This is a genomic window from Streptomyces sp. NPDC004284 (genome assembly GCF_042874035.1).
GTDB lineage: Bacteria > Actinomycetota > Actinomycetes > Streptomycetales > Streptomycetaceae > Streptomyces.
This window is the reverse complement of the sequence record NZ_JBIAMJ010000007.1, coordinates 187,536-205,546: the sequence shown is the minus strand read 5'-3', so window position 1 is coordinate 205,546 and position 18,011 is coordinate 187,536. Positions and strand designations below refer to the sequence as shown.

Sequence of the window (18,011 nt, the reverse complement as noted above, 5' to 3'; positions counted from 1 at the left end):
GTTGTGGGCAATCGTGCCGCTCGAGCAGGGGGGACCCCCTTGCCCTGCGGGACGATTGCCCACACGGGGCGCGGCGATGTGCGCCAGGTGGACCAGTAAGGGGGCGCCCAGGCTCCCCGGCTCCGGAGACTGGGGGCATGATCCGCCGCTCCCGCCTCCGCGCCTGGGCCCTCCTCGGCGCCCTCCTGGGCGCGTCGGCCACCGCCTGGCCCCACCCCGCCGACGCACACGCGGCGCCCGCACTCTGCACCTCGTCCCGTGACCCGGACCTCGCCACCCGGCTGTCCCAGGACATCGCGGCGGCGCTCAAGGGCCGCGAGAGCACCGTCTCCCTCGCGGTGCACGACCCCGGGCGGGGGCTGCGCTGCCGGCTCACCGACACCCTCGCGTACGACTCCGCCAGCATCGCCAAGGTCCTGATCATGCAGGCCGTCCTCGGACGGGCGGAGGAACTCGGCCGCGCGCCCACCCGGCTGGAGGCGCAGCGACTGAAGGCGATGATCACCCGCTCCGACAACAAGGCCGCCACCGCGCTGTGGGACGGGCTGTCCAAGGCCCGGCTGAACAGGGTGCTGAGGGAGGCGGGGGCCCAGGACACCGTCCTCGGGCACGGCAGCTACTGGGGCCTCACCCGTACCACCGCACGCGACCAACTCGCCCTTCTCGCCGCGGTGTCGCGCCGCACCGAGGCCCTGTCCCTGATGGGGCAGGTCGTCCGTGCCCAGGCCTGGGGCGTCACGGCGGGGGCACCCCGCACGGTCAAGGTCCATCTCAAGAACGGCTGGCTGCCCCGGGCGACCCATGCCTGGCGCGTCCACAGCATCGGCATCGTGCGCCCGGCGACGACGACGGACACGGGCACGGGCACGAACCCCGAAAGGGACACCGGCGCCGACCCGAACACGAACACGAACACGAACACGAACACGAACAAGGGCACCACCCCGGCAGAAGGTCCCCCCGTCGACTACCGGATCGTCCTCCTGAGCCACGACAACCCCACCATGCGCTACGGCGTCCGCACCCTGGAGAGCATCGCCCTCGCCGTGCACCGCAGGCTCTCCGGCGGCGCGGCGGCCCGCGAGTTCACCCCGCCGGAGCGGATCAGCGAGATCCCTGACGGGAGCGCTCCGGCCGAGGCGCCGGGTCGCGGAGATCCCGGGGGAGCGGCGTCGCCGGGGCCGTCCGCGCCCGCCGTGACCAGAGGAGCCGCGCCCCCGTCCCGTACAGCACGAGCCCGACGGCGAGCCCCGCGCCGGCGCCGAAGCAGGCCGTCGGGATGACGTCGAGGGGCGTCTCGATCCGGTCCCAGCCCCAGTACGCCGCCCAGCGCAGCACCCGGTGGGCGACACCGGCGAGGACGCAGCCGCCGATCAGCCCGGCGGCGAGGAGCCGTCCGCGCCGGCCCGGGACCCGGACCCGGGCCGGCAGCTCCACCCCCGGGACGGGGGTGCGCAGCGACCGTGCCGTGCACCAGCCGAGGAGCCCGAGGGCCAGCGCCGAACTTCCGTACTGCGCGTAGAGATAGCCCGGCAGCCCGGCCACGATCTCACTGAGGAAGGGGACCGCGAGGGTGCCCCAGCGGTCGTGGTGGGTGAAGGAGTCCCACACCACGTGGGTCGTGGCGCCGAACACCGCCGAGAGGCAGAACCATCCGGCGAGCGCGGCCGGGTGCCGCTCCCGCCAGGGGCGGCCGCGCACGAGCCCGTACACCCGGCCGCGCCACCGGGCGGGCAGCAGCACGACGAGCGGCTCGCGCACGGTCAGCCACAGGGCCACGAGCGCGGCGGTGATCAGCACGTCCGCCGTGACGATCCCGAGGGCGGAGTGGGTGACGTCCCCGAAGGTCATCGCCCCGGGGAACGCGGTCGCGGCGAAGTAGGTCATGTCGGGCGAGAAGGACCCGGCGACGAGCGCGGACGCGACCAGCGGTCCGCGCGCGGTCCCGTTCCGTCGCAGCGCGGGCAGCACCGCGGCGGCGTGGCTCAGCGTGAACGGCAACGGGAGTTCCCCCAGGGTTCGGGCGGTGACGACGGCCGGCGTGTGTGATCGGCCGGAGTGCAAGAGGCACGGACGCTCCGGTCGGTTCCCGGACTCACCTGGTCGGCAGGCGGCCAAGAGGTGACGAAACCGTGAAACACGGTCAGGGCCCGGTATCCGGTGGTCCGGAGTTGGCATAGGGTCGCCAGAGGTTTCGCGCGGGGAGCGTGGGACGGCGTCGATGGGGAGGGGCGACGGACATGGCAGCGCACATGGGCCACCGGCTGCGCAAGGGAGCCACCACCGGTGTGGTGATGGCCGCGGCGGTCGCCGCGCTCGCCGCCTCGCAGGCACCGGAGATGCTTCAGCCGCCCGCGGACAACGCCGGCGGCGACCGCACCATCGGCGCCGGTGACACGGCATCGTCGTCCAAGGGACCCGGAGGCGGCTCCGCGACGGGCAACTCCCCGTACTACACGGAACTGCCGCCGCTGAACACGCCGAACAAGCCCGGCGCGAGCCCCCATCTGCCGGTGACCCCCGGCCCCGCCGAGGCCGGCATACCCGCGTCCGTCTACTCCGCCTACAAGCGGGCCGAGCTGTCCATACGCTCGACCGACCCCCACTGCAACCTGTCGTGGCAGATGCTCGCCGGCATCGGCAAGGTCGAGTCCGGCCAGGCGAACGGCGGCCGGGTCGACGCCAACGGCACGGCGTCGCCGCGGATCCTCGGCCCCGCCCTCGACGGCAAGGGCTTCGCCCTGATCACCGACACCGACGGCGGCGCCTACGACGGCGACACGAAGCTCGACCGGGCCGTCGGCCCGATGCAGTTCATCCCGTCCACCTGGGCCACCTGGGGCCAGGACGCCAACAGCGACGGGAAGAAGGACCCGAACAACATCTACGACGCGGCACAGGCCGCCGGCCTCTACCTCTGCGCCAACGACCGCGACCTCGCGCTCAAGTCCGACCTCGACCGGGCGATCCTCAGCTACAACCACTCGACGGAGTACCTGAACCTGGTCATGTCCTGGGTCACGTTCTACGAGCGCGGCACCCACCAGGTCCCGGACGGCACGGGCGTGCTGCCGGTCCACCGCAGCGACAACGGCGGCAGGAGCAAGGGCAACCAGGGCAGCGGCAACCGGGGCAACGGCTCCCACCCCACCACGCCGCCCTCGACCGCTCCGGCGCCGAAGCCGGGCACCCCGACGCCGAAGCCCTCGGAGACCCGCCCCGGGACGGTCAAGCCGCCGACCGTCCCGACCAAGCCCCCGGTGACGCCGCCCGCCCTCCCGGCGGCCGCCAAGGTCTCCCGGCTCGCGATCGTGGCCAACGAGAAGCTGACCACGACCACCGGCAGCGCCTTCACGGGAGCCCCCCGGGTCGCGGCGCTCGACGCCGCGGGCAAGCCGGTCGCCGGCGTGAGCATCCGCTTCGAGATCACCGGGACCACCGACACCCGCTTCGCCGGCGGCGGCACCACCGCCACCGTCACCACCGGCTCGACCGGCCTCGCCACCGCTCCCGGCCTCCGGGCCGGCGAGAAGACGGGCTCCTTCACCGTCCGGGCCACCGTCGTGCGCCGGACCCTCGCCCCGGCCGACTTCACCGCGACCGTCACGGAGCGCCAGGCGGACACCCTCACCCGGGTCGCCGGCGACCCCCTGTCGGCCGCGACCGGAACCTCCTTCAGCCAGCAGCTCCAGGTGAAGGCCACCGACAAGGGCGCCCTCGCCCCCGGCGTGCTCGTCACCGCGGTGATCGTCACCTCGAAGACGGACCCCAAGGAGAGCACCGAAGGCCCGTCCTTCAAGAGCGCGGCCGGTACCCCGGTCCGTACCGTCACGCTCAAGACCGGTACGAACGGACTGCTCACCTTCGCGTCGGGCGACCTCCTCGCGGGCGACGAGGCGGGCACCTTCTACCTCCAGCTGACCGCACCGGGCGGCGGCACCACCTTCATCGACCTCACGGTCACCGCACCCGCGACGTCGACCCCGGAGCCGACCCCGGACCCGACGCCCTCCGGCAGCGGCACGCCCGAGGCCACCCCCTCGCCCAGCACCTCCCCTTCGGCCTGACCCCTCGCGTCACCACCCGCGTTCCCCCGCGCCGTCCCTCCGTCCGTACCGGGCGAAGGGGCGGCGCTTCGCGTTGCCCGGGTGCAACGTGTTCTCATCTCGCGGCCGCGTTGCTACGGTGCCCCCGCCCTGACGCCCTATCAGATCGCATCCCGGGAGGCCGACCATGCGCGCCCTCGTCGCCGCCGCCATCGGACTCGCCCCAGTCCTCCTCTTCGTCCTGCTCCTCTCCGTGGTCGATCTGCCGCCCGACGGCCCCACCTCGCCCAAGCCCCTGCTGACCGCCGACCCCGGCCCCAAGAAGTAGGGGGGCGACCGTGCGCCGCCGAGCCAGCCTCGTCCTCCTCGCCCTCGCCGTCTTCTGCGCCGCGCTGGCCCCGACCCTGCGCTGGTACGCCTTCCCGCGCCTCGCGAAGATCCCGGCGAACCAGTACCAGGAGACCGTTCTGGAGGCGCGACCCGCGACCCTCCTCAACTACTCCACCCTCAAGGCCCAGAAGGTCGACAAGATCACGATCATCCAGACCCTCAAGGGCAACGTGGAGGAGTCGCGGCGCATCGAACGCGACGCCGGACGCGACGTCGTCGTCTGGGACGCCCTCGCCTACGTCACCGGACCCGACGGCAAGATGGTCTCCAAGGTCCCGGAGCGGTACATCTTCGACGCCCACACCCAGGACCCCGTCCACGCCACCGGCGAATCCGTCGACGGCGACCCGGTCCGGCGCGAGGGCATCGAGTTCAAGTTCCCCTTCCTCACCGAGAAGCGCGACTACCAGTACTACGACGCCCAGACCCGCACCGCGGCCCCCATCCACTACAAGGGCACCCGCACCTTCCGCGGCATGGAGGTCTACTACTTCGAGCAGACCATCCCCTGGACCGAGGTCCCCATGCCCAAGACCATGCCGGTCAAGGGCATCACCCCCAAGATCCTCGCCGACTCGGGCCTCACCCGCTGGTACACGACCAAGCGCATGTTCTGGATCGAGCCGGTCACGGGAGCCCCCGTCAACGGCGAGGAGATCCACAAGGAAGAGCTCCGCAACGCCCGGAAGCTGATGGGACAGGACACCCTCACCGTCTTCGCGGGACACGTGAAGATGCGCGAGGACTACCTCGAAAGCGTCGGCGCGATGGTCTCCTCCAACCGCCTCATGGTCCTCATGCTCGTCTCCTACGTCCCCTGGAGCCTCACCTTCCTCGCCCTCGCCCTCCTGGCCCTCGCCCTCTGGCTGGAGGCCCGCTCGCGCCGCCCCGAGCCGGAACCGCCCGCCGCCCCCGCCCCGGCCCCGGTCAGCGCTCCCCTCTGAGCCGCGCGCTGGTGTGCCGGGTCGGCACCGCCGCAGACGGATCCTCGGGCCACGGATGCTTCGGATACCGCCCCCGCAGCTCCGCCCGCACCGCGCGGTAGCCGTCCCGCCAGAAGGACGCCAGGTCGGCCGTGACCGCCGCGGGCCGGCCGGCGGGGGAGAGGAGATGGACGAGCACCGGGACCCCGGCCACCCGGGGCGTCTCGGCCAGACCGAACATCTCCTGGAGCTTCACCGCGAGCACCGGCCGCTCACCCCCGTACTCCACCCGTATCCGCGAACCGCTCGGCACCTCGATCCGCTCAGGAGCCAGCTCGTCGAGCCGCACCGCCTCGCCCGACGCCCACGGCAGCAGCCGCCGCAGCGCCTCCCCGGCGTCGATCCGCCCCAGGTCGGCCCGCCGCGACGCCCGCGACAGCTCCGGCTCCAGCCACTCCCCGGCCCGGTCGACCAGCGCCCCGTCCGACACGTCCGGCCACGGCCCGCCCAGCTCCCGGTGGAGAAAGGCCAGCCGCTCGCGCAGCTCCCCGGCCTCCCGGCGCCACCGCAGCAGCCCGAGCCCCTCGCGCCGCAGACCGTCGAGCAGCGCCTCCCGCACGAGAGCGGGCTCGGCCCCGGCACCCAGGGGACGGACCGTCAGCTCGACCGCGCCGAGCCGGTCCACCGACCGCGCCACCACATCCCCGTCCTCCCAGCGGACCTCCTCGCCGGTGCTCCGCAGATGCCCCGCAGCCCGGCACGCCATGGCCTCGTCCACCACGGCCGCGAGCCGCACCCGCGCCGTGGCGTCCCGCACCGTGCGGTCCGCCACCGCCACGGCCAGCCACCGGCTGGACCGCAGCCGGGAACCCTCGGCCAGCCGCGCCCCGCTCCCCGACGCCATCAGATAGCCACCCTGCTCCCGGGCCCTGGCCACCCGCTCCGGGAACGCCAGCGCCGTCACCAGACCGGCCACGGCGTCCTCGCCCTCCCGCTCGGCAGCGGCGGCGCCCCCGCCCACCACCTCGCCGGCCGACCGCTCCAGCCGCCGGGCCTCCGCCCTCCACCGCGCGCCGTACCCGTCGGAGCCCTGACGGGCCGTCCGCCAGGCCGCCGCCAGATCGTCCCCGTACTCGCGCGGCGGCTCCTCGCTGAGCAGCGCCACCACCTCCGCCGCCCGCCGGACCCCGACCTCGGGCGCCCCGTCGAGCAGCGCGCGCCCCAGCCGGGGGTGCAGCCCGAGCCGGGACATCCGTACCCCCCGCTCCGTGGCCCGGCCGTCCCCGTCCACCGCCCCGATCGACCCGAGCACCGCACGGGCCGCCGCCATCGCCCCGGCCGGCGGTGGGTCGAGCAGCGCGAGCCCCTCCGCCGTCGGGTCGCCCCAGCAGGCGGCCCGCAGGGCGAAGTCCGCCAGGTCGGCGATCCTGATCTCGGGCGAGGGGAACCGGGCCCGGTTGCCGTCCTCCGCCTCGGCCCAGCAGCGGTAGACCACCCCGGACGTCTCGCGCCCCGAACGCCCGGCCCGCTGGGTCGCCGCCGCGGTCGACACCGGCACCGTCGCGAGGGACCCGAGACCCCGGGCGTGGTCCGTCCGGGGCTCCCGCGCGAGCCCCGAGTCCACGACGATCCGCACCCCCGGAACCGTCAGGCTCGACTCCGCCACCGACGTCGAGAGCACCACCCGCCGCCGCCCGCCCGGCCCGGCACCCCTCAGCACCGCGTCCTGCACGGCGGCGGGAGCCCGCCCGTGCAGCTGGAGCACCTCCGCGTCCACCCCGTCGAGCAGCCCCGCCGTCCGCGCGATCTCCCCCGTCCCCGGGAGGAAGCACAGGACGTCGCCCTCGTGCCGCTCCAGCGCCAGCCGGACCGTCGCCGCCACGTGGCGCAGCAGGGCCGGATCCACCCAGGTGCCGTGCGCGGGCCTGATCCCCGACGGCGGCGCGGCGAACTTCACCGCGTACCCGTGGCCCTCGCCCTTGCTCCACACGATCGGCGCGGGCCCGCTGCCGTCCAGGACCGTGAGCAGCTCCGCCCAGGCCCCGGAGTCGCTCGTCGCGGAGGCCGCGATCAGCTTCAGCTCCGGCCGCAGCGTCGCCCGGACGTCCACCAGAAAGGCCATGGCCGTGTCCGCGTCGAGATGCCGCTCGTGGCACTCGTCGAGCAGCACCACGTCCACGCCCGCCAGCTCCGGATCGCGCTGGAGCCGCTGGAGCAGGATGCCCGTGGTCACCACCTCGACCCGGGTCCCGGGACCGGTCCGCCGCTCACCGCGGACCGAGAAGCCGACCGCGCCGCCGACCTCCTCGCCCAGCAGCCAGGCCATCCGCCGGGCCGCCGCCCGCACCGCCATCCTCCGCGGCTCGGCCACGAGCACCCGGCGCACCGGTCCGTCCCCTATCAGCCCCGCGAGCGCCAGCGGCACCAGTGTCGTCTTGCCGGTGCCGGGCGGAGCGGACAGCACCGCCGTGCCGCGCTCCGCGAGCGCGGCGAGCAGCTCGGGGACGGCATGGCGGACGGGGAGACGGTCGAGCACGTCGTTTCGGATCACGCACTCAGTCTCGTACGCGCCGAGAAAAAGGAGGGCCCCGTTATCCACAGGGCCCTCCATTAATACGATCAACCGTTTCGCCAGGCGACTAGCCGTCCCGCTCGCAGACGAAGATCGCCGTCCCCGGGATCAGGTTCCCCCGCAGTGGGGACCAGCCGCCCCACTCCTGGTTGTTCCAGGCCGGCCACTCCGGCTCGACCAGGTCCACGAGCCGGAAGCCGCCGGCCACCACGTCCCGCACCCGGTCCCCGATGGTCCGGTGGTGCTCCACGTACACGGCCCGCCCCTGCTCGTCCTGCTCGACGTACGGGGTGCGGTCGAAGTACGAGGCGGCGACCGAGAGGCCCTCCGGCCCCGGCTCGTCCGGGAACGCCCAGCGGATCGGGTGCGTCACCGAGAACACCCAGCGGCCGCCCGGCCGCAGCACCCGCCGCACCTCGCGGAAGACCCGCACCGGGTCCGCGACGAACGGCACCGCGCCGTACGCCGAGCACACCAGGTCGAAGGATCCGTCGCGGAAGGGCAGCGCCCCCGCGTCCGCCTCCACCAGCGGCACCTCCCCGCCGATCCGCAGCGCGTGCTGGAGCTGCCGGTGCGAGAGGTCGAGGGCCACCGGCCGCGCCCCTTGCGCCGCCAGCCAGCGCGAGCACTGCGCCGCGCCCGCGCCGATCTCCAGGACGTCGAGGCCCTTCAGCGACGCGGCCGGGCCGAGGAGCCCGGCCTCGGCCTCGTCGAGCCCCTCGGGGCCCCACACGAACCGGTCGTCGCCCAGGAAGGATCCGTGCTCGCTCTGGTACTCGTCCGCGTTCCGGTCCCACCAGCCCCGGCTGGCCCGGCTGCTCTCCGCGTCCCCCGCGTCACGCCGGGTCGCCTCGGCCCCGTCGTCCTCCCCGTCGACCGCGTCTTCGTGTCCGTACTCTTGGTTCATCTCGCCCGCCGATGTAGTTTGCGCTCAGTGCCGCCGTGCGGCGGACCCCCGCCGTGATGGCGCAAGGGCCATGAGTCACGCCGGAATTGAGCAGATCTGCCCTGGGTGTGCGCTTCGCGCATTGACCCTGTCCGGCCGCCCCCGTATGCTAAAGGTTGCGCTGCGGGCCTGCGCGCCTCAGACGGAGCAGGCCGCGCTCGTACCTGTTGTATGTCCCCTCGGTTTTCGAGGCTCCCTCCCGTTCGCGGAAGGGTGCTTCATTGGCTGTCCGGCTTCCTGGTGCGATACGGGCTCTCGGCGTAGCAGTACCTACGACTTTCTGTCCGTAACCGGAGCCCTTTCCCACATGACGAGCAGCACCGAGACCACCGCCACCACCCCGCAGGTTGCGGTCAACGACATCGGTAACGAGGAAGCCTTCCTCGCCGCGATCGACGAGACGATCAAGTACTTCAACGACGGCGACATCGTCGACGGCGTCATCGTGAAGGTCGACCGGGACGAGGTCCTGCTCGACATCGGTTACAAGACCGAAGGTGTCATCCCGAGCCGCGAGCTCTCGATCAAGCACGACGTCGACCCGAACGAGGTCGTCAAGGTCGGCGACGAGATCGAGGCCCTCGTCCTTCAGAAGGAGGACAAGGAAGGCCGCCTGATCCTCTCGAAGAAGCGCGCCCAGTACGAGCGTGCCTGGGGCACCATCGAGAAGATCAAGGAAGAGGACGGCATCGTCACCGGTACCGTCATCGAGGTCGTCAAGGGTGGTCTCATCCTCGACATCGGCCTCCGCGGCTTCCTCCCGGCCTCCCTGGTCGAGATGCGTCGCGTCCGCGACCTCCAGCCCTACGTGGGCAAGGAGCTCGAGGCGAAGATCATCGAGCTGGACAAGAACCGCAACAACGTGGTCCTGTCCCGCCGCGCCTGGCTGGAGCAGACCCAGTCCGAGGTTCGCCAGACCTTCCTCACGACCCTCCAGAAGGGTCAGGTCCGCTCCGGCGTCGTCTCCTCGATCGTCAACTTCGGTGCCTTCGTGGACCTGGGTGGCGTCGACGGTCTCGTCCACGTCTCCGAGCTGTCCTGGAAGCACATCGACCACCCGTCCGAGGTTGTCGAGGTCGGCCAGGAGGTCACCGTCGAGGTTCTCGACGTCGACATGGACCGCGAGCGTGTCTCCCTGTCGCTGAAGGCGACGCAGGAGGACCCGTGGCAGCAGTTCGCCCGGACCCACCAGATCGGCCAGGTCGTCCCGGGTAAGGTCACCAAGCTGGTTCCGTTCGGTGCGTTCGTCCGCGTGGACGAGGGCATCGAGGGTCTGGTCCACATCTCCGAGCTGGCCGAGCGCCACGTGGAGATCCCGGAGCAGGTCGTCCAGGTCAACGACGAGATCTTCGTCAAGGTCATCGACATCGACCTCGAGCGTCGTCGCATCAGCCTCTCGCTGAAGCAGGCCAACGAGTCCTTCGGTGCCGACCCGGCCTCGGTCGAGTTCGACCCGACCCTGTACGGCATGGCCGCGTCCTACGACGACCAGGGCAACTACATCTACCCCGAGGGCTTCGACCCCGAGACCAACGACTGGCTCGAGGGCTACGAGGCTCAGCGCGAGGCCTGGGAGACCCAGTACGCCGAGGCGCAGGCTCGCTTCGAGCAGCACCAGGCTCAGGTCATCAAGTCCCGCGAGGCCGACGAGGCCGCCGCTGCCGAGGGTGCTGCCGCCCCGGCCGCCGGCAACGCCGGTGCGGGCATCTCGGGCGGTTCGTACTCCTCGGAGTCGGACGACAACGCCGGCGCCCTGGCGTCGGACGAGGCGCTCGCCGCCCTCCGCGAGAAGCTCGCCGGCGGCCAGAGCTGAACAGGCTCTCCGCTGAGCGCTAGCCGCTAGCGCATCGAGGCCCGTTCCCCTTCGGGGGAGCGGGCCTCGGTCGTTTCCCCGCTCCTTCCCCAGAAGATCACGCGACCTGGGAATGGCCGTGCCGCGCCCGGCGTTTCCAGAGAGAACACGAGGAGGAGCGGTAATCGTGCTTGATCCCCAGGATTTGTACGAATGGGACCCGAAGGGCGTGGCCGTCGTCGACCTGGCCCTGGCGCAGGAGTCGGCCGGGCTGGTCATGCTGTACCACTTCGAGGGCTACATCGACGCGGGCGAGACCGGTGAGCAGATCATCGACGGGCTGCTCGACACCCTTCCGCACCAGCTGGTGGCCCGCTTCGACCACGACCGGCTCGTGGACTACCGCGCCCGCCGCCCGCTGCTGACCTTCCGGCGCGACCGCTGGACCGCGTACGAGACGCCGTCCATCGAGGTCCGCCTCGTGCAGGACGCCACCGGCGCGCCCTTCCTCGTCCTCTCCGGCCCCGAGCCGGACGTGGAGTGGGAGCGGTTCGCCGTCGCCGTCCGGCAGATCGTCGAGCGTCTCGGCGTGCGCCTCTCCGTCAACTTCCACGGCATCCCCATGGGCGTGCCGCACACCCGCCCGGTCGGCCTCACCCCGCACGGCAGCCGCACCGACCTCATGCCCGGCCACCGCAGCCCCTTCGACGAGGCCCAGGTCCCCGGCAGCGCCGAGTCCCTCATCGAGTACCGGCTCACCGAGGCCGGCCACGACACCCTCGGCGTCGCCGCCCACGTCCCGCACTACGTGGCCCGCTCCCCGTACCCGGACGCGGCCCTGACCGCCCTGGAGGCCGTCACCGCCGCCACCGGCCTCGTCCTCCCGGGCGTCGCCCACGCCCTGCGGACCGAGGCCCGCCGCACCCAGACCGAGATCGACCGCCAGATCGGCGAGGGCGACGAGGAGCTGGTCGCGCTCGTGCAGGGCCTCGAGCACCAGTACGACGCGGCCGCCGGCGCCGAGACGCGCGGCAGCCTGGTCGCCGAGCCGGTCGACCTGCCGTCGGCCGACGAGCTGGGCCGCGAGTTCGAGCGCTTCCTCGCGGAGAGGGAGGGCGACGCCTAGCCCCGCCGGGGCAGGCCCTAAGCTGCCGCTCATGCTGAAGGTGGGCCTGACCGGCGGGATCGGCGCCGGCAAGAGCGAAGTGTCACGGCTGCTCGTCTCGTACGGAGCCGTACTGATCGACGCGGACCGGATCGCGCGCGAGGTCGTCGAGCCCGGGACCCCGGGGCTCGCGGCCGTCGTGGCGGCCTTCGGGGACGACGTCCTCACCGCGGAGGGGACGCTCGACCGGCCGAAGCTCGGCTCCATCGTGTTCGCCGACGCCGACCGCCTGGCCACCCTCAACGCCATCGTCCACCCGCTGGTCGGGGCCCGGTCGGCGGAGCTGGAGAGCCGCGCGGGCGCCGGGGACGTCGTCGTCCACGACGTGCCCCTGCTCACCGAGAACGGGCTCGCGCCGCTGTACGACCTGGTCGTGGTCGTCGACGCGTCCCCGGAGACCCAGCTCGACCGTCTGGTACGGCTCCGCGGCATGGTCGCGTCCGAGGCCGAGGCCCGGATGGCGGCCCAGGCCACGCGCGCGCAGCGGCTGGCCGTCGCCGACCTCGTGATCGACAACGACGGACCGCTCGACGCGCTCGAACCCCAGGTGCGGAAGGTCTGGGACGAGTTGGAGCGCCGCGCCGAGGCTCCCGCGGACAGGTCCTAGCGGCGGAATGCGGCCGCCGGGTCCGGTGTTCAACCACCGGATCGAGGGGAAGGATTCCATCGTGGCCGACAGGAACCCGGAAACGCACGTCATCGACTTCCGCGCCGCCGAGCACCTGCTGGCCGCGCGGGACCCTCGTGGGGCCGTGAAGCTGCTGGACTCGGTGATCGCCGCCCATCCCGAGAACACGGCGGCACGCCTGCTGCGCGCCCGGGCGTTCTTCGCCGCCGCGCAGCTCCGTCCGGCGCAGCTGGAGTTCGAGCTGGTCCTGGAGCGCGAGCCGGACAACGCCTTCGCGCATTTCGCGCTGGGCCGCACCTTCGAGCGCTCCGGGCTGACGGCCCAGGCCATGCGGCACTTCCGCCTCGCGGCCGCGCTCGACCCGAAGCCGGAGTACCTGCAGGCGGCGGGGTTCGACACCCGGAACTGAGCGGGCGCGGGCGGGGCGTCAGCGGCGCCTGCCGCCGTGATCGGGTTCGTACGGGGGGATGCTCCGGCCCGGCTGCCAGTGCGGGCCCTGGTGGATGTGGTGCAGCACCACCGTCAGGTCGACCATGACGATCAGGAACAGCACTCCGCAGGCCGTCGCCCAGCCGGGGCTCCCCAGCAGGGAGAAGACGGTCGTGCCGAAGACCGCCCAGAGCAGCCCCCACATGCTCAGCCAGAACCGCAGGCGCAGGGCGCTGCGCGCGTTCACCGGCTCGTTCCCGGTACGCATGACGGTCGCATCTCCCCTCGGATCCCCGAGGTCCCTTCCAGCATGTACCCGGGGTGGGGGAAACGGAACACGCGCCTCGCGGCACGCCCCGACTAGTGGACGACGCTGTAGCTGCGCCAGGGCAGGGTGTCCGGGGCGATCTTGTCCCCGGTGGCGGAGGGCACGTAGATCGAGTTCCCGCCCGTACAGTCGCGGGTCCGGTACATCACGATGTCGTTCAGGGAGTTGTTCTCGACCTTGGTGACGCCCGAGGGCGCCAGGCGGTGGCAGCCCTTCACGGAGGGGCTGGTCACGGTCACCAGGAGGTCACGCTGCGTCTCGTACGTGATCGTGCCCACGGCGCTGCGGCCGAGGCCCGAGCAGCCGGCGACGGCGAGGGTGAGGAGCACGGCCCCGGTGGCGGTCGTGAGACGCCGGCGAACGGACATGGCGGAATCCTCTTCTGTCGTGTCGTCTGAGGCCACCATGCGCGCCCGTGGGGGCCGCTGTCATCCGCTGTTGGGCCGCTCGGGGGAACCGCCCGACACCCGTTGTCAGACCCCACCCGTAAGGTCGGAGGTCCGGTCGGGACACGACACGGGGTCGGGACACGACACCGAGGGGGAGGAGAGCGGAGCCGTGGCACACACCTGGACGACCTGCGCCGCCGTCTTCCTGCCGGCCGCCCTTCCCCGGGACGGCCGGGTCGCCTTCTGGGCCCCCGACGGCGGTGAGCTGCCGGAGGCGGGCGGGGCGGAGCAGGCGGAGCTGACCGTGGCCCGGCGGCACGGCAGCGGAGCGCGGGGGCGGTCCGTGCCCGCCGTGATCCTGCCCGTCGAGGCCGCCCTGCCGCATCTCGTCGCGGCCCGTCACCATCCGGCCGCGCACCCCGCCACCGCCGGCTGGGGCGCCGCCGCCCTGCACGCCCTGCACCTGGCCGCGCGCGGGCGGCTGCTGCCAGGACTGACCGCCGACGACCTGGACGCATGGCGGGCCGGCCCCCTGGACGCCGAGGACATCGCGCATCTGCGGGCCGTCGCCGCCGCCCTGCCGTACGAGGGGTACGCGGTGCCGGTGCCGGGGCGCGGTCCGCTGCGGCTGCCCGAGCCCGAGGCCCTCGTGCGGGCGTTCCTCGACGCGGTCGCCGACACGCTGCCCCGCACCCCGGCCGCCGCGCACGCGGTCGGCGCGCCGTTCGCGGCGCGTGCCCCGCAGCACCTGCCCCGCGCGCGTGCCTGGGCCGCCGAGGCGGCGGCCGGGATGGACGCGGGGGTGCGGGTCTCGCTGCGCCTCGACCTGTCGCCGTACGAACTCTTCGACACCACGGAGAGCGCGGGCACGGGCGAAGGCGGGGACCGTCACGCCGCCGCCGCGCTGCTCCAGATCCACAGCCTCGCCGACCCGACCCTCGTCATCGACGCCACGGACCTGTGGGCGGGCGAGGGCGACCACTTCGGGCCCCGCGCCCGGATCGACGCGGTCCTCGCCCTGCGCCGGGCCGCCCGCGTCTGGTCCCCGCTCGCCCGGCTCCTGGAGCGGGACGTGCCCGACGTCCTCGCCGTCACCGAGGACGAGCTGTACGAACTGCTCGGCCCGGCCGCCGCCCGGCTCGCCGACGCGGGGGTCGCCCTCCACTGGCCGCGCGAACTCGCCCGCTCGCTCAGCGCCTCGGCCGTCGTCCGCCCCGCCCATGCCGCGCCCGGCTCCGCCACCGACGGCACCTCCTTCTTCGACAGCCAGGAACTGCTGCGGTTCAACTGGCAGCTGGCCCTCGACGGCGATCCGCTCACCGAGCGCGAGATGGACCTCCTCGCCGAGGCCCACCGGCCCATCGTGCGCCTCCGCGACCAGTGGGTCGTCGTCGACCCCGCCCTCGTCCGCAAGGCGCGCAAGCGCGAACTCGGCCTGCTCGAACCGGTCGACGCCCTCGCCGCCGCGCTCACCGGCACCGCCGAGGTGGACGGCGAGTCCGTCCCCGCCGTCCCCGTCGGGGCGCTCGCCGCGCTCCGCGACCGGCTCCTGGCCGGCCCCGAGGACGTGCAGGCCCCGGCCGGACTCACCGCCACCCTGCGCGACTACCAGCTGCGCGGCCTCGCCTGGCTGGACCTGATGACCTCGCTCGGCCTCGGCGGCTGCCTCGCCGACGACATGGGCCTGGGCAAGACCGTCACCCTCATCGCCCTCCACCTGCGCCGCGCCCGCCGCGCCCCCACCCTCGTCGTCTGCCCGGCCTCCCTCCTCGGCAACTGGCAGCGGGAGGTGGCGAAGTTCGCCCCCGACGTGCCCGTCCGGCGCTTCCACGGCGCCGACCGGGACCTCGGCGGCACCGAGGGCGGCTTCGTCCTCACCACCTACGGCACCCTCCGCACCAGCGCCGCCCGGCTGGCCGAGCGGGAGTGGGGGATGGTCGTCGCCGACGAGGCGCAGCACGTCAAGAACCCGTTCTCGGCGACCGCCAAGGCGCTGCGCGAGATCCCGGCGCCCGCCAGGGTCGCCCTCACCGGCACCCCGGTGGAGAACAACCTCTCCGAACTCTGGGCGCTCCTCGACTGGACCACCCCCGGTCTCCTCGGCCCGCTCAAGGCCTTCCGCTCCCGTCACGCCCGGGCCGTGGAGAACAACGAGGAGATCGAGCACGCGGAGGCCGTCGAGCGGCTCGCCCGGCTCGTGCGGCCCTTCCTGCTGCGCCGCCGCAAGTCCGACCCCGGCATCGTCCCCGAACTGCCGCCGAAGACGGAGTCCGACCACCCCGTCGCCCTCACCCGGGAACAGGCCTCGCTCTACGAGGCGGTCGTCCGCGAGACCATGGCCCGCATCGAGGAGGCCGAGGGCATGGCCCGCCGGGGCCTCGTCATGAGCCTGCTGACCTCTCTCAAGCAGATCTGCAACCACCCCGCGCAGTACCTCAAGGAGCAGGCCCCGCGCGGCAGCGGCACCGGGCGGCTCGCCGGCCGCTCCGGAAAGCTCGCCCTGCTCGACGAGCTCCTCGACACGATCCTCGCCGAGGACGGGTCCGTGCTCGTCTTCACCCAGTACGTGTCGATGGCGCGGCTCCTCGCCGACCACCTGGCCGCGCGCGGCATCCCGGCCCAACTCCTGCACGGCGGCACCCCGGTGGCCGAGCGGGAGCGGATGGTCGACCGCTTCCAGGCCGGCGAGGTCCCCGTCTTCCTGCTCTCCCTGAAGGCCGCGGGCACCGGCCTCAACCTCACCCGGGCCGGCCACGTCGTGCACTACGACCGCTGGTGGAACCCGGCCGTCGAGGAGCAGGCCACCGACCGGGCCTACCGCATCGGGCAGACCCAGCCGGTGCAGGTCCACCGGCTCGTCGCCGAGGGGACCGTCGAGGACCGCATCGCCGAGATGCTCCGCGCCAAACGGGCCCTGGCGGACGCCGTCCTCGGCTCCGGCGAGGCCGCCTTCACCGAGCTCACCGACCGGGAGCTCGCCGACCTGGTGTCCCTGAGGAGGCCCTCGTGAACCACGCCCGGGGCACGCGGGCCGCGCGGGGCGCCGCCCCCCGCCACGACGACCGCCGCCGCAGCTTCCCGCAGGTCGCGCCGCGCTCGGCCCCCGACGGCCGGTTCGCCGCCACCTGGTGGGGGAACGCCTGGGTGGCGGCCCTGGAGGACACCGCCCTCGACGCGGCCCGGCTCGCGCGCGGCAAGGCGTACGCGGGGCGCGGCCACGTCGACGCGATCACGGTCACCCCCGGCCGGGTCGTCGCCTACGTCCACGGCAGCCGGCCCCGCCCGTACCGCACCGAGATCAGGATGCGGACCCTCGGCGACGACGGCTGGGAGAGGTTCCTCGACGAGGCCGCCGCCCGCCCCGACCACATCGCCGCCCTCCTCGACAAGGACGTGCCGCACGCCCTGGAGGCGGTCACCGGACTGCTGCCCGCGCCGGGCGACCTCGTCCCCGACTGCTCCTGCCCGGACGACGGCTACCCCTGCAAGCACGCCGCCGCCCTCTGCTACCAGGCCGCCCGGCTCCTCGACGAGGACCCGTTCGTCCTCTTCCTGATGCGCGGCCGCGGCGAGCAGGAACTCCTCGCCGAACTCACCCGGCGCAATGCCGCCCGGGCCGCCGCCGAGACGGGCGCGGCCGCCCCGCCGATGCCCACGGTCCCCGCCCGGATCGCGCTCGACGCGGCCACCGGGCCCGGGCTCCCGCCGCTGCCGCCCGAGCTGCCGGTCCCGGACCGGCCCGGTCGCCCGGCCGTCTTCCCGCCGGACCCGGACGCACCCGATCCGCTCGCCCTCGACCTCCTCGCCACCGAGGCCGCCGCCCGCGCCCACGCCTTCCTCGCCACCGGCCGCGACCCGGTCGCCGCCCTCACCCCCTGGCAGGACGCGGTCCGGCTGGCCGCCGCGCACCCCGGTTCCGGACTCACCGCCTCCTCCCGGGCCCTCTACCGCGACCTGGCGCACGCCCTCGACCGCACGCCCACGGACCTCGCCCGCGCCGTCGCCGCCTGGCGCCAGGGCGGCGAGGCGGGCCTCGCCGTCCTCGAAGAGCCCTGGGACCCGCCGGCCGGGCCGTTCGACCGGGCCAGACCCGCGCTGCTCGCCGCCGACTTCCCGGCGTTCCGCCCCTGGCGCAACCGGCTCTCCGGGGAGTCCCTCCAGCTCCGGCTCGGCCGGGACGGCCTCTGGTACGGGTACGAGTCGGACGCCGGCCGTGAGGACTGGTGGCCGCGCGGCGCCCCCGACCCGGACCCGGTCGGCGCCCTCACCGACCTCCTGGGGCGATGACCGGACATCCGCACGAGTCCCACTCGATGGAGTGAAACCCGTCAACGGCCGGATCCGGCACGCACGTTTGTCGCGTTGATTCGGGTACGGGCACTTGCCCGTGCACACCTCCGGAA

14 protein-coding genes and 1 pseudogene are annotated in these 18,011 nt (G+C 73.7%); 10 read left to right on the top strand and 5 right to left on the bottom strand.

The genetic code is table 11. The annotated features are described in order from the left end of the window. Positions 1-137 precede the first annotated feature (137 nt). Positions 138-827: pseudogene (locus tag ACFYUS_RS20230) on the top strand (serine hydrolase); the annotation flags it as partial. Between the two features lie 277 nt (positions 828-1,104). Here the strand turns inward: ACFYUS_RS20230 and ACFYUS_RS20225 are convergent. After that, entirely contained in the window at positions 1,105-2,001 is an 897-nt protein-coding gene (locus tag ACFYUS_RS20225) for a DUF4184 family protein (RefSeq protein WP_388853543.1), read from the bottom strand. Between the two features lie 239 nt (positions 2,002-2,240). On the opposite strand from ACFYUS_RS20225, the gene ACFYUS_RS20220 reads away from it, so the two are divergent. From ACFYUS_RS20220 to ACFYUS_RS20210, 3 genes are all read left to right on the top strand, one after another. After that, positions 2,241-4,067, top strand: coding sequence for a lytic transglycosylase domain-containing protein (locus ACFYUS_RS20220; RefSeq protein ID WP_388853540.1), 1,827 nt, complete (start codon positions 2,241-2,243; stop codon positions 4,065-4,067). 166 nt (positions 4,068-4,233) lie between these two features. Beyond that, positions 4,234-4,374: an SPW_0924 family protein gene (locus tag ACFYUS_RS20215; RefSeq protein ID WP_107072740.1), complete on the top strand. Its 141-nt coding sequence runs from the start codon at positions 4,234-4,236 to the stop codon at positions 4,372-4,374. Positions 4,375-4,384: 10 nt separating this feature from the next. Continuing rightward, positions 4,385-5,380, top strand: coding sequence for a DUF3068 domain-containing protein (locus ACFYUS_RS20210; RefSeq protein WP_388853537.1), 996 nt, complete (start codon positions 4,385-4,387; stop codon positions 5,378-5,380). Here the strand turns inward: ACFYUS_RS20210 and hrpB are convergent. Together hrpB and ACFYUS_RS20200 are read right to left on the bottom strand one after the other, a co-directional pair. Next, positions 5,364-7,910: an ATP-dependent helicase HrpB gene (hrpB, locus tag ACFYUS_RS20205; protein ID WP_388853534.1), complete on the bottom strand. Its 2,547-nt coding sequence runs from the start codon at positions 7,908-7,910 to the stop codon at positions 5,364-5,366. The genes ACFYUS_RS20210 and hrpB overlap by 17 nt on opposite strands. Positions 7,911-7,998: 88 nt before the next feature. Further along, positions 7,999-8,838, bottom strand: a complete 840-nt coding sequence (locus tag ACFYUS_RS20200) for a class I SAM-dependent methyltransferase (protein WP_388853531.1) — start codon at positions 8,836-8,838, stop codon at positions 7,999-8,001. Between the two features lie 346 nt (positions 8,839-9,184). On the opposite strand from ACFYUS_RS20200, the gene rpsA reads away from it, so the two are divergent. The 4 genes from rpsA to ACFYUS_RS20180 all read left to right on the top strand — a co-directional run bounded on the left by rpsA (position 9,185) and on the right by ACFYUS_RS20180 (position 12,871). Further along, on the top strand, positions 9,185-10,690 hold the full coding sequence (gene rpsA, locus ACFYUS_RS20195; RefSeq protein WP_388853528.1) for a 30S ribosomal protein S1: 1,506 nt from the start codon (positions 9,185-9,187) through the stop codon (positions 10,688-10,690). Between the two features lie 166 nt (positions 10,691-10,856). Further along, positions 10,857-11,795: a PAC2 family protein gene (locus ACFYUS_RS20190; RefSeq protein WP_388853525.1), complete on the top strand. Its 939-nt coding sequence runs from the start codon at positions 10,857-10,859 to the stop codon at positions 11,793-11,795. Positions 11,796-11,826: 31 nt separating this feature from the next. Further along, entirely contained in the window at positions 11,827-12,441 is a 615-nt protein-coding gene (gene coaE, locus ACFYUS_RS20185; protein ID WP_388853523.1) for a dephospho-CoA kinase, read from the top strand. Positions 12,442-12,502: 61 nt separating this feature from the next. After that, on the top strand, positions 12,503-12,871 hold the full coding sequence (locus tag ACFYUS_RS20180; RefSeq protein WP_388853520.1) for a tetratricopeptide repeat protein: 369 nt from the start codon (positions 12,503-12,505) through the stop codon (positions 12,869-12,871). 18 nt (positions 12,872-12,889) lie between these two features. On the opposite strand, the gene ACFYUS_RS20175 is transcribed toward ACFYUS_RS20180, so the two are convergent. Together ACFYUS_RS20175 and ACFYUS_RS20170 are read right to left on the bottom strand one after the other, a co-directional pair. Beyond that, on the bottom strand, positions 12,890-13,159 hold the full coding sequence (locus tag ACFYUS_RS20175; protein WP_388853517.1) for a DUF6343 family protein: 270 nt from the start codon (positions 13,157-13,159) through the stop codon (positions 12,890-12,892). 92 nt (positions 13,160-13,251) lie between these two features. Further along, positions 13,252-13,587, bottom strand: a complete 336-nt coding sequence (locus ACFYUS_RS20170) for a hypothetical protein (RefSeq protein ID WP_388853514.1) — start codon at positions 13,585-13,587, stop codon at positions 13,252-13,254. Positions 13,588-13,777: 190 nt separating this feature from the next. Here ACFYUS_RS20170 and ACFYUS_RS20165 point away from each other — a divergent pair, with 190 nt between their 5' ends. Both ACFYUS_RS20165 and ACFYUS_RS20160 read left to right on the top strand, forming a co-directional pair. Beyond that, positions 13,778-16,618 carry a DEAD/DEAH box helicase gene (locus tag ACFYUS_RS20165; protein WP_388853511.1) on the top strand — a complete coding sequence of 947 codons (2,841 nt, stop codon included), beginning with the start codon at positions 13,778-13,780 and terminating at the stop codon, positions 16,616-16,618. Then, a complete protein-coding gene (locus ACFYUS_RS20160; protein ID WP_388853509.1) occupies positions 16,615-17,895 on the top strand; it encodes an SWIM zinc finger family protein in 1,281 nt (426 codons plus the stop codon). The genes ACFYUS_RS20165 and ACFYUS_RS20160 overlap by 4 nt, the downstream gene beginning before the upstream one ends. Positions 17,896-18,011: the final 116 nt, after the last annotated feature.